The following is a 13352-nucleotide window of genomic DNA, read 5'->3' on the forward strand; positions in this document are numbered from 1 at the left end:
GGGCAGACGAGGTTCAGTGCTCGCAGAGGGAGAATTCTCGTTCGTAGAGCTGCTCGTTGTGTTCGTCGACGAAGAACTTGCGTTCCTGCATGAGTTGTTCGCGGTAGCTCTTGGCCTGTTCGAGCGTCATGGTCGAGGTGTCGGACCATGGTTGCTGCGGTGGCACATCGGATGTCGAGACGATCTTTTCCGACGGGTCGACCAGGAAGAAGGCGAGAATTTTCCGATGTCCCGGGCGGGTGGCGTCCGCCAGGCGGAACGAGCCGACGCGGTGTTGCAGGATGTTCGGGAACGCCAGGCAGCGGCCGGCCGGTGTGGAGGCTGATCCCAGCATCTGGTTCAGTGCGTCCTCGTTCTCCAGGCCGTAGACCTCACGCACACCGTTGTCGTCGTTCTGTTCGTAGTCCGGATCGTCGAGTGCCGCCCGGAAACTCAGCCGGCTCTCGGTGATGTTCTCGCTGTCCCAGTAGTAGATGCCGGTCGAGACGATCCGCTCGTTCAGCATCCCCTCGACGTGCCAGGAGCCGCCGGGGTACTCGGGCTTGTCCGGGGTGAGATGAATGGTGGCGAGCTTGACGATGACCTGGAGACGGCGGCCGCGCAGGTCGACCCGGGCGGATTCGTCGGGCACCTCGGGCGGGGTGAAGTCCGGGGCGTCCGGGATGACCGGGCGGCGGTTCTCCCACCAGTCGTCCGTGGCCTCTTCCCATGCGCGGACGGCTTCTTGGTAGGCCTCGTCATCGCTGTAGGAGGAATGGTCCGGCTGCTCCGGCTCCGAGTCGTACCATCCGTAAGGATCGGCCTCGATCCGCAGGGGCCGCGGATGGCGCAGATCGGTGAGCACGTTCTCCAGCAGCGGGCGCAGGCACGCGAACAAGTCCGGCAGGACGGAGGCGAGTTCGCGATGAGTCTCGGGGTGGACGTTGTTGACGTACGAACGGAAGGTGACATCGCCGTCGTCACTGACGTCGACGTCCGTGGGCAGCCACTGGAATTTCTCCGAGAACTCGTACTTCGAGTAGCGGTCCGTCGGGTTCTGCCACGCCCGCTCGGGCGCGCCGCTCGCCTCTCTCACCAGGCAGAAAAGTGAGGGATGAACCAGATCCAGCACCTGGCCGTCGGATCCGGGGTGCCAGTCCAGTTCTGCTTCGGGGACCTCTTCCAGAACCCGGACCGCCTCGCGCAGCCGGGATCCGAGCTTGTCGTCGACCAGCATGTCCGACTGCCACACCCCGTCGACGGCGGACACCTCGATGCCGGTGCGTTCGTCCCGCAGCGCGGCATAATGCACGAGTTCGGCAAGCACGTAACGAACCTGCGCTTCGGTGAGACCCTGGGCGAGAGCTTCTTTCGTCCACCGCGCGACGATTTCCGCATCGTTCATCTTGTCGAACCACCCGGGCTTCTCCCGAATGTGCGCGCTGCACTGCATCATCTGAAGTTCCCGCAGCGTTCTAGGCGTTGCGAACGATATGGAACGGGAGGCATGAAAGGGCAGCGGGAAAGCGGACAGGCCGGTCAATTCTCTTGATCCTCCCAGTCGGTGTGCGGTGGCGGGAAGGATACTTCAGCGGACTGACACCGCGGCCCAGGTCCCTGCCCTCGCCGACCCGGGAAGGGCCGGAGGTTGCGGGCGTTGCGGCGCAGGCCGCCCTCCGACGGCAGCGCATCCCGGGACGTTCACCCCCTTCGCGGTATTCGCGACCCGAACTTGCCCGCCCCGCATGGAGTTTGTTGCCTTCAACCTCTTGACGGTCGCAGCGACGGAGAGCACATTGGCCGCACTTGAGAGCGCTCTCAAACGGCATCCGCTTGCGACTCCGAGAGGCACCCCCCATGACCGAATCCCCCGTCACGCCCAGACGTCGCCCGCTGCGGCGGGCCCTCGTCGCCGCCTTCGGCACCCTCGGCCTGGCCGCCGCCGCGGCGGGCATCGCCGTCCCGTCCGCCGACGCCGCCGCGCCAACGCCCCCATCCGGCTGGACGCGCGTCTTCCTCGACGACTTCGACGGCCCCGCGGGCTCCGGCGTCAACACCGCCAACTGGCAGTACGACACCGGCATCTCCTACCCCGGCGGCCCCGCCAACTGGGGCACCGGCGAGGTCGAGACGATGACCAGCAGCACGAGCAACGTCTCGCTCGACGGCAGCGGCAATCTGCGCGTCACCCCGCTCCGCGACGCCTCCGGCCGCTGGACGTCCGGGCGTATCGAGACCGTACGCACCGACTTCCAGCCGCCGGCCGGCGGCAAGCTGCGCGTCGAGGGCCGCATCCAGATGCCCAACGTCACCGGCACCGCCGCCGAGGGCTACTGGCCGGCGTTCTGGGCCCTGGGCGCGCCGTACCGGGGCAACTACCAGAACTGGCCCGGCGTCGGCGAGCTGGACATCATGGAGAACGTGCAGGGCCTGAACAAGGTGTGGGCCACGATGCACTGCGGCACCAGCCCGGGCGGCCCCTGCAACGAGACCACCGGCATCGGCAACTCCACCGCGTGCCCGAACACCACCTGCCAGTCCGGCTTCCACACCTACGCGATGGAGTGGGACCGCTCGGTGAGCCCGGAGGCGATCCGCTTCTCGGTCGACGGCGTCGTCTACCACACGGTGACGGCGAACCAGATGGACGCGGCCACCTGGGCCAACGCCACGAACCACGGCTTCTTCGTCATCCTCAACGTGGCCATGGGCGGCGGCTTCCCGGACGCCTTCGGCGGCGGACTGGACGGCGACACCCAGCCCGGCCATCCGATGGTCGTGGACTACGTCCAGGTCCTGTCGTCCGGTGGGGGCGGCACCACTCCCCCGCCCACGCCCCCGCCGTCCGGCAACCGCGACGCCTACAGCCCCGTGCAGGCCGAGTCCTACGACAGCCAGTCCGGCACGATCACCGAGGCCACCTCCGACAGCGGCGGCGGGCAGAACATCGGCGCCGTGGCGAACGGTGACTGGACCCTGTACAAGGGCGTCAACTTCGGCTCCACGGCGGCCCGTCAGTTCTACGCCCGGGTGGCGAGCGGTGCCGCGTCCGGTGTGAGCGGGCTCGTCGAGGTGCGCCTCGACAGCCGCAGCAACGCTCCGATCGGCAGCTTCGCCCTGGCCAACACCGGCGGCTGGCAGTCCTGGCGGACGGTCCCGGCGAACATCGGCGGCGTCACCGGTGTCCACGACGTCTATCTGACCTTCACCAGCGGGCAGCCCGCGGACTTCGTCAACGTGAACTGGTTCGACTTCGGGCACTGAGTCCGCCCGGGTCCAGGAGCGCCCGGGGTCGGCCCAGCGCCATCCCCGGGTGCTCAGGGTCCACTGCCCGGCCGGGCCGTGCGGGCCACCAGGAGCAGGAACAGCCCGCAGGCGGTGACCATGAGCCAGCCCGGACGGGAGGCGTGCGCGAGTTCGGCGGCACCGGCGCCGGCCACCAGGCCGCCGGCCAGGGCGATGCCGAGGGCGGAGCCGAGCTGGCGTGCGGTGGAGGTGATGGCTCCCGCCACGCCGGCGCGGCTGCGCGGCAGCGCGCCGACCGCGGTGTTGGTGAGGGGGGCGTTGGCGAATCCGAATCCGGTGCCGATGAGCAGATAGGCCGTCAGCAGCAGGAGGACGCCGGTGTCCCGGTCGAGCGCGGCGAGGCTGAGACCGCCGGCCGCGATGAACGCGCCGCCCAGGGCGAGGGGACGCCGGGGGCCGACGCGTCCGACCAGGTACCCGGACCAGGGGGCGCACAGCGTCGCGCCGACGGCCATGGGCAGGGTGGCCGCTCCGGCCTGAAAGGCAGTCCAGCCCCGGGTGTGCTGGAGGTACAGGGTGTTGAGCAGCAGGGTCGCGTTGAGGGCGACGAACACGGCCACCGCTCCGAGGACCGCTCCGGTGAACACCGGGCGCCGGAAGAGCCGTGGGTCGATCAGCGGCTCGCCGCGCCGCAGCTCGGCCCACGCGAACGCCGCGGCCGCCAGGGCCGCGCACGTGTAGCCCGCGAGGATCCAGGGCGAGGTCCAGCCGATGTGCGGCCCTTCGATGAGGAGGCCGATCGTGACGGCGATGACCGCGGTCAGCAGGAACTGGCCGGGGCAGATCGAGCCGACGCGCCCGCCCTGCCGCCCGGGACTCGGGCACCAGCAGCGCGCTGAGCACTAGAGCGGCGACGACGACCGGCGCATTGATCCAGAACACCGACCGCCAGCCGAGCGCGGCGACGAGCGCGCCGCCGGTGACCGGTCCTGCGGCCATGCTGAGGCCGAACACCGACGCCCACACGCCGATGGCCTGGGCCCGTTCCCGGGGATCGGGCATCACGTTCACGACGATCGCCAGGGCGACGGGGCTGAGCATCGAGGCGCCGACGCCCTGCACGGCACGGGCCGCGACGAGCACGCCCGCCGACGGAGCGAGAGCACAGGCCAGGGAGGCGACTCCGAAGACGGCCAGGCCGCACTGGAACACCCGGCGGCGGCCCAGCCGGTCCGCCAGCGCGCCGGCGGAGATCAGCAGACCGGCCAGGACGACGGTGTAGGCGTCCACGGTCCATTCCAGGCCGCGGGTGCCGATGTCCAGGCCGTCGCCGACGGCGGGGAGCGCCACGTTGACGATGGTGGTGTCCAGGCCGACCAGAAACATGCTCAGACAGCAGACGGCCAGGACGGTCCGGCGTCTTCGCCTGCTCAGCGAGGGCGGCGCGGAGAGCGCCGGCGCGGTGATGGTCATGGCTTCACCTCTCGGATGCGGGGGCGGGTGCCCGGCCATGCTGCGGCCGGGTGGCGGCCCCCTCCGAGAGTTTTTGCGGTGGCGGCAAAACGGGCCCTGCGCACCTGGGTGTTGAGCCTGGGCGGCAGGCCGGCGGCGACCGCCGCCGACGGCCTTCCCACGCCGACACCACGCGTGACACATGTGCACGTGTGGCACGTGTGGCACGTGATCGGCCCGCCGACCGCCCCCTACCGCAGCTCCGCCCGGAACGCCGCCGGCGTCCGGTCGGTGTGCTGGTGGAAGAACTTGGAGAAGTTCGCCGCGTCGGGGAAGCCGACCGCCGCGCCGACCCGGCCGATGGGCAGATCGGTGTGGGCCAGCAGCCGCTTGGCCTCCAGGACGACCCGTTTGTCGATGAAGCCCTTGGGTGTCTCCCCGGTGGCGGCGCGCACCGCGCGGACCAGGGTGCGGCGGGAGTAACCGAGGGCGTCGGCATAGGCGCTGACGCTGTGGTTGGTGGCGAAGCCCCCCTCCACCGCGTCCCGGAAGCGGGTGAAGGTGGTGTCGCTCGGGTGCCGCGCCGCCTCCGCGGAACTGGCGGCGAGATGCGCGAGGCGCAGCAGGAACGCGGTCAGGGTGTGCCGCAGCACCGCCGTGTGCAGGCTCAGCGGGAGGGTGTCCGTGTCCTCGTACTCGCGCCGGAGCTGCTCCAATGCCGTGCGCAACCCGGTGAGCTGGGCCGCGGCGGGGTGGAGCAGGGGCGGCAGGTCGTAGCGGTACAGGCCGGTGGCCTCGACGGTCGTGCGGGGCAGAAAGCCGGGCTGCATGGTCAGGACGGTTCCGCGGTACTCGCTCTGTTTCGAGAAGCGGTGGACCTGACCCGGGCGGATCCACAGGACGTCACCGGCGTTCGCCTCGTACTCGGCGAAGTCGACCATGTGGCGGACGGGGCCGTGCGTGAAGAGCATGACGACGTGGAAGTCGATGCGGTGGACGCGGTCGAGAGGAGCCTCGGAGTGCCAGGTGCGACCGCTGCCCATCGGGCCGACCTGCATGCCCACACCGCCGACGCTCAGACCCACCGGGAAGGGGAACGTTCTGATCCCGTCCGCATCCTCGCCGGCGTCGCCGTCTTGCCTGGTTGTGTCCGCCATGTCCTTCTCGTGCCGTCCCGGTCGCGCGCTCGGTGTCCCACTTTCACCACAGGCTGACACACGCAGACCTTCCGGAGAAAAAGTCAGACTTTTAAGTTTGAACACGTCAGAGCATAAGCAGCGCTTCTTGCGAGGACTTCTTGAAGATGAGCACGCAGACACCCGACACCCTCGAGTGGACCGAACTCGACCGGCGTGCCGTCGACACCGCACGGCTGCTGGCCGCGGATGCCGTGCAGAAGGTCGGCAACGGCCACCCCGGCACCGCCATGGCCCTGGCCCCGGCGGCGTACACGATCTTTCAGAAGGTGATGCGGCACGACCCCGCCGACCCGGAGTGGACCGGCCGTGACCGTTTCGTCCTCTCCCCCGGCCACACGTCGCTGACCCTCTACACCCAGCTGTACCTCGCCGGGTACGAGCTGGAGCTGGACGATCTGAAGGCGTTCCGCACGCACGGCTCGAAGACGCCCGGCCACCCCGAGTACGGGCACACGGCCGGTGTGGAGACCACCACCGGCCCGCTCGGCCAGGGCGTCGCGAACGCCGTCGGCATGGCGATGGCCGCCCGCTACGAGCGCGGCCTGTTCGATCCCGGGGCCCCGGCCGGCGAGTCCCCCTTCGACCACACGATCTGGGCGATCGTCTCCGACGGCGACCTCCAGGAGGGCGTCTCCGCCGAGGCCTCCTCCCTCGCCGGCCACCAGAAGCTCGGCAACCTGGTCTTCCTCTACGACGACAACCACATCTCCATCGAGGGCGACACCGCGACCGCGTTCTCCGAGGACGTGCTGAAGCGGTACGAGGCCTACGGCTGGCACACCCAGCGCATCGAGCCCGCCGGGGACGGCGACGTCGACGTACACGCCCTGTACGCCGCCCTGAAGGCCGCGCAGGCCGAGACCGAACGGCCGTCGATCATCGCGATGCGCACGGTCATCGCCTGGCCCGCCCCGAACGCCCGGAACACCGAGGCCGCCCACGGCTCCGCGCTCGGCGAGGCGGAGGTCGCCGCCACCAAGCGCCTGCTGGGCTTCGACCCGGAGCAGGCCTTCCAGGTCGACGCCGACGTCCTCACCCACACCCGCGCCGCCCTGGACCGGGGCGCCGACGCGCACGCCGCCTGGGACAAGCAGATCGCCGTCTGGCGCGAGGAGCGGCCGGAGCGCGCCGAGCTGTTCGACCGGATCGTCGCCGGCCGGCTCCCCGAGGGCTGGGAGGAGGCCCTGCCGGCGTTCGAGGAGGGCAGGGCCGTCGCGACCCGCGCCGCCTCCGGCAAGGTCCTGCAGTCGCTCGGCGGGGTCATCCCCGAGCTGTGGGGCGGCTCCGCCGACCTGGCAGGCTCCAACAACACCACCATCGACAAGACGTCCTCGTTCCTCCCCGAGGGCAACCCGCTGCCCGAGGCGAACCCGTACGGCCGTACCGTCCACTTCGGGATCCGCGAGTTCTCCATGGCCGCGGAGATGAACGGCATCGCCCTGCACGGCAACACCCGCGTCTACGGCGGCACCTTCCTGGTGTTCTCCGACTACATGCGCAACGCCGTGCGGATGTCGGCGCTGATGCAGCTGCCGGTGACCTACGTGTGGACGCACGACTCGATCGGCCTCGGCGAGGACGGGCCGACCCACCAGCCGGTGGAGCACCTGGCCTCGCTGCGCGCCATTCCGGGTCTGAACGTCGTCCGCCCGGCCGATGCCAACGAGACCGCGGCCGCCTGGGCCGAGATCCTGAAGAGGCACGCCACCCGTCCGGCCCCGCACGGGCTCGCGCTCACCCGCCAGGGCGTGCCGACGTACGCGCCGAACCCGGACGCGGCGAAGGGCGGCTACGTGCTGCGCGAGTCGTCCACGAAGACCCCGGAGGTGATCGTCATCGCCACCGGCTCCGAGGTACAGCTCGCCGTCGCCGCGCGGGAGCGGCTGGAGGCCGAGGGGATCGGCACGCGCGTGGTGTCGATGCCGTCCGTGGAGTGGTTCGAGGAGCAGCCCCGCGCCTACCGCGAGTCCGTCCTGCCGCCGGCCGTGAAGGCCCGGGTCGCGGTCGAGGCCGGCATCGGTCTGACCTGGTACCGCTACATCGGCGACGCCGGCCGCATCGTGTCCCTGGAGCACTTCGGCGCCTCCGCCGACGCCACGACCCTGTTCGCCGAGTACGGCTTCACCCCCGAGAACGTCGCCGCAGCAGCCCGGGAATCGCTGGCTGCCGTGCGCGGTTGATCCGATCGCCAGAAGGAAGATGATCACTGTGACCGAAGCAACCGCTCCCGCGGCAGCCCTCAAGCGCCTTTCCGACGAGGGCGTGTCGATCTGGCTGGACGACCTCTCGCGCACCCGCATCGACAGCGGCAACCTCGCCGAGCTCATCGCCACGAAGCACGTCGTCGGCGTCACCACCAACCCGTCGATCTTCCAGGCCGCCATCGGCTCCGGCGAGGGCTACGAGGCCCAGCTCACCGAGCTGGCCGTGCGCGGCGTGACGGTCGACGAGGCCGTCCGCATGATGACCACCGCCGACGTACGGGCCGCCGCCGACGTGCTGCGCCCGGTGTACGAGTCGACCGGCGGCCGCGACGGCCGGGTCTCCATCGAGGTCGACCCCCGTCTCGCGCACCACACGGCGGCCACGATCGCCGAGGCCAAGCAGCTCGCGTGGCTGGTGGACCGCCCCAACGTCATGATCAAGATCCCGGCGACCAAGGCCGGTCTGCCCGCCATCACCGAGGTGATCGCCGAGGGCATCAGCGTAAACGTCACGCTGATCTTCTCCCTCGAGCGCTACCGCGCGGTGATGGACGCCTACCTCGCGGGCCTGGAGAAGGCCGCCGCGAAGGGCCTGGATCTGTCCGCGATCCACTCCGTGGCGTCCTTCTTCGTCTCCCGCGTGGACGCCGAGATCGACAAGCGCCTGACCGTCCTCGGCACCGACGAGGCGCTCGGGCTCAAGGGCCGCGCCGCCCTCGCCAACGCCCGCCTCGCCTATGCGGCCTACGAGGAGGTCTTCGCCGGTCAGCGCTGGCTCGCCCTGGCCGGCGCCAAGGCGAACAAGCAGCGCCCGCTGTGGGCGTCGACCGGTGTGAAGGACCCGGCGTACAAGGACACCCTGTACGTGGACGAGCTGGTCGCCCCGGGCACCGTCAACACGATGCCTGAGGGCACCCTGAACGCCGTCGCCGACCACGGCGAGATCACCGGCGACACGGTGTCCGGCGGCTATGCGCAGGCGCGCGCCGACCTCGCGGCGGTGGAGAAGCTCGGCATCTCCTACGACGCGGTGGTGCAGAAGCTGGAGGACGAGGGCGTCGCCAAGTTCGAGACGGCCTGGCAGGACCTGCTGACGGCCGTGGCGAAGGCCATGGACAGCAAGGGGGTGGCAGCGTAAATGACCGCGACACCGCTGATGGAACTGACGGCTCCGGCCGCAGGCTGGGCCAACCCGCTGCGCGATCCGCGCGACCGCCGGCTGCCGCGGATCGCGGGCCCCTCGGGGCTCGTCATCTTCGGCGTGACCGGTGACCTGTCCCGCAAGAAGCTGATGCCGGCCGTGTACGACCTGGCCAACCGCGGGCTGCTGCCGCCGGGCTTCTCCCTGGTCGGTTTCGCCCGCCGCGACTGGGAGGACCAGGACTTCGCGCAGGTCGTGCACGACGCCGTCAAGGAGCACGCCCGCACCCCCTTCCGTGAGGAGGTGTGGCAGCAGTTGTCGGAGGGCATGCGGTTCATCCCCGGCGACTTCGACGACGACAACGCCTTCGACCAGCTGCGCCAGACCGTCGAGGAGCTGGACGCCGCCCGCGGCACCAGCGGCAACTACGCCTTCTACCTGTCGGTGCCGCCGAAGTTCTTCCCGAAGGTCGTCCAGCAGCTGAAGAAGCACGGCCTGGCGGACGGCCCCGAGGACTCCTGGCGGCGCGCGGTGATCGAGAAGCCGTTCGGCCATGATCTCACCAGCGCCCGTGAGCTGAACGCGATCGTGCACGAGGTGTTCGAGCCGGACCAGGTGTTCCGCATCGACCACTACCTGGGCAAGGAGACCGTCCAGAACATCCTGGCGCTGCGCTTCGCCAACCAGATGTTCGAGCCGATCTGGAACCGGTCCTACGTCGACCACATCCAGATCACGATGGCCGAGGACATCGGCATCGGCGGCCGCGCCGGCTACTACGACGGCATCGGCTCGGCCCGTGACGTCATCCAGAACCACCTGCTCCAGCTGATGGCGCTCACCGCCATGGAGGAGCCGGCCGCGTTCGACGCCGAGTCGCTGCTCACCGAGAAGCTCAAGGTCCTCAAGGCCGTACGGCTGCCCGACGACCTCGGCAAGCACACCGTGCGCGGCCAGTACGCGCCCGCCTGGCAGGGCGGTACGAAGGTGCGCGGCTATCTGGAGGAGGACGGCATCGACCCGAACTCCACCACCGACACCTACGCCGCGATCAAGCTCGGCGTCGACAACCGCCGCTGGGCCGGGGTGCCGTTCTACCTGCGCACCGGCAAGCGGCTGGGCCGCCGGGTCACGGAGATCGCGGTGGTCTTCCAGCGCGCCCCGCACTCCCCCTTCGACTCCACGGCGACGGAGGAGCTGGGCCAGAACGCGATCGTCATCCGGGTGCAGCCCGACGAGGGCATGACCGTCCGGTTCGGCTCCAAGGTGCCGGGCACCTCGATGGAGATCCGGGACGTCACGATGGACTTCGCGTACGGCGAGTCCTTCACGGAGTCCAGCCCGGAGGCGTACGAGCGCCTCATCCTGGACGTGCTGCTCGGCGACGCCAACCTGTTCCCGCGTCACCAGGAAGTGGAAGAGTCCTGGAAGATCCTCGACCCGATCGAGGGCTACTGGGCCGCGCACGGCAGGCCGGCGCAGTACCCGTCGGGCAGCTGGGGACCCAAGGAAGCGGACGAGATGCTCGCACGAGACGGACGGAGCTGGCGCAGGCCATGAGGATCGACCTGACCGACACCACGGCAAGCAAGGTCAACAAGGCGCTCGTCCAGGGGCGCCGTGCCATCGGCACCCCGGCGGTGGGCATGGTCCTGACGATGGTCATCGTCACGGACGAGGAGAACGCCTACGACGCGATCAAGGCGGCCGAGGAGGCCTCGCACGAGCACCCCTCGCGCACCCTGGTCGTCATCAAGCGGCACGCCCGCACCCCGCGCGACCGCCAGGCCTCCCGGCTGGACGCCGAGGTCCGGGTGGGCTCGGAGGCCGGCACCGGCGAGACGGTCGTGCTGCGCACCTACGGCGAGGTGTCCGACCACGCCGACTCCGTCGTCCTGCCGCTGCTGCTGCCGGACGCCCCGGTCGTCGTGTGGTGGCCGGTCGACGCGCCGGACAACCCCTCCAAGGACCCCCTCGGCGCGCTGGCCCAGCGCCGCATCACCGACCTGTACGCGGTCGAGAACCCGCTGGAGATGCTGCAGACCCGGGAACGCACCTACGCCCCCGGCGACACCGACCTCGCCTGGACCCGGCTCACCCCGTGGCGCTCGATGCTGGCCGCCGCCCTGGACCAGGCCCGCGCGAAGGTGATCTCGGCGGCCGTCGAGGCCGAGGCCGACAACCCGGCCGCCGAGCTGCTGGCCCGCTGGCTGGAGGCCCGCCTCCGGGTCACCGTGGACCGGGTCGTCACCGCCGGTCCGGTCGTCACCGCCGTACGCCTGGGCACGGCCGAGGGCGAGCTCGTCATCGACCGGCCCGAGGGCCCGCTGGCCACGCTGACCCTGCCGGGCCAGCCCTCGCGCACCCTGGCGCTGAAGGTCCGCGCCACCTCCGAACTCATCGCCGAGGAACTGCGCCGCCTGGACGCCGACGAGATGTACGCCATCGCCCTGCGCGGCGAGGGCAGCAAGGAGACTCCCGCACATGTCTGAGACCCCGTTGCTGACCCGGCGGCCCGAGTGGACCGCCCTGGAGGACCACCGCGCCCAGTGGCAGGCGCACCTGCGGGAGCTGTTCGCGAGCGACCCCGGGCGCGCCGAGCGGTACGTGGTGCGCGTCGGTGACCTGCGCATCGACTACTCGAAGAACCTGATCACGGACGAGACCCTCGCCCTGCTGCGGGAACTGGCCACCGCCACCGACGTGTTCGGGCTGCGCGACGCGATGTTCCGCGGTGAGAAGATCAACGTCACCGAAAGGCGGGCGGTGCTGCACACCGCGCTGCGTGCCCCGCGCGACGCCGTGATCGAGGTCGACGGCGAGAACGTGGTGCCGAAGGTGCACGCCGTGCTCGACAGGATGAGCGCCTTCGCCGAGCGGGTCCGCTCCGGCGAGTGGACCGGCCACACCGGCAAGCGCATCCGCAACGTCGTCAACATCGGCATCGGCGGCTCGGACCTCGGCCCGGCGATGGCGTACGAGGCACTGCGCGCCTTCACGGCCCGTGACCTGACGTTCCGTTTCGTCTCCAACGTCGACGGCGCCGACCTGCACGAGGCCGTGCACGACCTGGACCCGGCGGAGACGCTGTTCATCGTCGCGTCCAAGACCTTCACGACGATCGAGACGATCACCAACGCCACCTCGGCCCGCGCCTGGCTGCTTCAGGGCCTGGGCGGCGAGGACAAGGCGGTGGCCAAGCACTTCGTCGCGCTGTCGACGAACGCGGAGAAGGTCACCGAGTTCGGTATCGACGTCGACAACATGTTCGAGTTCTGGGACTGGGTCGGCGGCCGCTACTCCTACGACTCCGCGATCGGCCTGTCGCTGATGATCGCCATCGGCCCGGACCGCTTCCGGGAGATGCTCGACGGCTTCCACACCGTCGACGAGCACTTCCGCACCGCGCCCGCCGAGGCCAACGCCCCGCTCCTGCTGGGCCTGCTGGGCATCTGGTACGGCAACTTCTTCGACGCCCAGTCGCACGCGGTCCTGCCGTACAGCCACTACCTGTCGAAGTTCACCGCGTACCTGCAGCAGCTGGACATGGAGTCCAACGGCAAGTCGGTGCAGCGCGACGGGCGCCCGGTGGAATGGCAGACCGGGCCGGTGGTGTGGGGCACGCCGGGCACCAACGGCCAGCATGCCTACTACCAGTTGATCCACCAGGGCACCAAGCTCATCCCGGCCGACTTCATCGGGTTCGCCCGTCCCGTCGCCGAGCTGAGCGACCGCCTCAAGGGCCAGCACGACCTGCTGATGGCCAACTTCTTCGCCCAGACCCAGGCCCTCGCCTTCGGCAAGACCGCCGACGAGGTGCGCGCCGAGGGCGTGCCCGAGGAGCAGGTCACCGCCCGCACCTTCCAGGGCAACCACCCCACCACCACCGTCCTGGCCCGCGAGCTGACCCCGTCCGTGCTCGGCCAGCTGGTCGCCCTCTACGAGCACAAGGTGTTCGTCCAGGGCGCGATCTGGAACATCGACTCCTTCGACCAGTGGGGCGTGGAACTGGGCAAGGTCCTCGCCAAGCGGGTCGAACCCGCCCTCACCGAGGGCGCGGACGTGCCCGGTCTCGACCCGTCCACCGCAGCGCTCGTCGCGGCCTACCGCGACCTCAAGGAAGTGAAGTAA

The 13352-nt window shown here is 70.3% G+C and carries 9 protein-coding genes and 1 pseudogene; 6 read left to right on the forward strand and 4 right to left on the reverse strand.

Annotation, left to right across the window (positions count from 1 at the left end; all coding sequences use genetic code 11):
• Positions 1-13: 13 nt before the first annotated feature.
• Positions 14-1522, reverse strand: a complete 1509-nt coding sequence (locus ACF1GV_RS07900) for a DUF4246 domain-containing protein (RefSeq protein WP_391679032.1) — start codon at positions 1520-1522, stop codon at positions 14-16.
• Between the two features lie 314 nt (positions 1523-1836).
• On the opposite strand from ACF1GV_RS07900, the gene ACF1GV_RS07905 reads away from it, so the two are divergent.
• A complete protein-coding gene (locus ACF1GV_RS07905; RefSeq protein ID WP_391679035.1) occupies positions 1837-3243 on the forward strand; it encodes a glycoside hydrolase family 16 protein in 1407 nt (468 codons plus the stop codon).
• A 53-nt stretch (positions 3244-3296) separates the two neighbouring features.
• Here ACF1GV_RS07905 and ACF1GV_RS07910 read toward each other — a convergent pair whose 3' ends face one another.
• From ACF1GV_RS07910 to ACF1GV_RS07920, 3 genes and pseudogenes are all read right to left on the reverse strand, one after another.
• Positions 3297-3872: an MFS transporter gene (locus ACF1GV_RS07910; protein ID WP_391679038.1), complete on the reverse strand. Its 576-nt coding sequence runs from the start codon at positions 3870-3872 to the stop codon at positions 3297-3299.
• A gap of 271 nt (positions 3873-4143) precedes the next feature.
• A pseudogene (locus ACF1GV_RS07915) lies at positions 4144-4881 on the reverse strand (MFS transporter); the annotation flags it as partial.
• Positions 4882-4928: 47 nt separating this feature from the next.
• Positions 4929-5834, reverse strand: coding sequence for a helix-turn-helix domain-containing protein (locus ACF1GV_RS07920; RefSeq protein WP_391679040.1), 906 nt, complete (start codon positions 5832-5834; stop codon positions 4929-4931).
• A gap of 146 nt (positions 5835-5980) precedes the next feature.
• On the opposite strand from ACF1GV_RS07920, the gene tkt reads away from it, so the two are divergent.
• The 5 genes from tkt to pgi are packed head-to-tail and all read left to right on the forward strand — an operon-like array spanning position 5981 to position 13352.
• The gene (gene tkt / locus ACF1GV_RS07925) at positions 5981-8056 is read left to right on the forward strand and encodes a transketolase (RefSeq protein ID WP_391679042.1); all 2076 of its coding nucleotides are present in this window, start codon (positions 5981-5983) and stop codon (positions 8054-8056) included.
• A gap of 19 nt (positions 8057-8075) precedes the next feature.
• The gene (gene tal / locus ACF1GV_RS07930) at positions 8076-9218 is read left to right on the forward strand and encodes a transaldolase (RefSeq protein ID WP_391679044.1); all 1143 of its coding nucleotides are present in this window, start codon (positions 8076-8078) and stop codon (positions 9216-9218) included.
• The gene (gene zwf / locus ACF1GV_RS07935) at positions 9219-10781 is read left to right on the forward strand and encodes a glucose-6-phosphate dehydrogenase (protein WP_391679046.1); all 1563 of its coding nucleotides are present in this window, start codon (positions 9219-9221) and stop codon (positions 10779-10781) included.
• Entirely contained in the window at positions 10778-11713 is a 936-nt protein-coding gene (gene opcA, locus ACF1GV_RS07940) for a glucose-6-phosphate dehydrogenase assembly protein OpcA (RefSeq protein WP_391679049.1), read from the forward strand. The genes zwf and opcA overlap by 4 nt, the downstream gene beginning before the upstream one ends.
• On the forward strand, positions 11706-13352 hold the full coding sequence (pgi, locus tag ACF1GV_RS07945) for a glucose-6-phosphate isomerase (protein ID WP_391679051.1): 1647 nt from the start codon (positions 11706-11708) through the stop codon (positions 13350-13352). The genes opcA and pgi overlap by 8 nt, the downstream gene beginning before the upstream one ends.

This window comes from Streptomyces sp. NPDC014006 (assembly GCF_043088925.1).
In the GTDB taxonomy this organism is placed as follows: domain Bacteria; phylum Actinomycetota; class Actinomycetes; order Streptomycetales; family Streptomycetaceae; genus Streptomyces.

Bases quoted from the DNA above. Each gene is read 5' to 3' on its own strand.
- ACF1GV_RS07905 (WP_391679035.1), top strand. From the start codon at position 1,837: ATGACCGAATCCCCCGTCACGCCCAGACGTCGCCCGCTGCGGCGGGCC.
- ACF1GV_RS07920 (WP_391679040.1), bottom strand. From the start codon at position 5,834: ATGGCGGACACAACCAGGCAAGACGGCGACGCCGGCGAGGATGCGGAC.
- tkt (WP_391679042.1), top strand. From the start codon at position 5,981: ATGAGCACGCAGACACCCGACACCCTCGAGTGGACCGAACTCGACCGG.
- tal (WP_391679044.1), top strand. From the start codon at position 8,076: ATGATCACTGTGACCGAAGCAACCGCTCCCGCGGCAGCCCTCAAGCGC.
- zwf (WP_391679046.1), top strand. From the start codon at position 9,219: ATGACCGCGACACCGCTGATGGAACTGACGGCTCCGGCCGCAGGCTGG.
- opcA (WP_391679049.1), top strand. From the start codon at position 10,778: ATGAGGATCGACCTGACCGACACCACGGCAAGCAAGGTCAACAAGGCG.
- pgi (WP_391679051.1), top strand. From the start codon at position 11,706: ATGTCTGAGACCCCGTTGCTGACCCGGCGGCCCGAGTGGACCGCCCTG.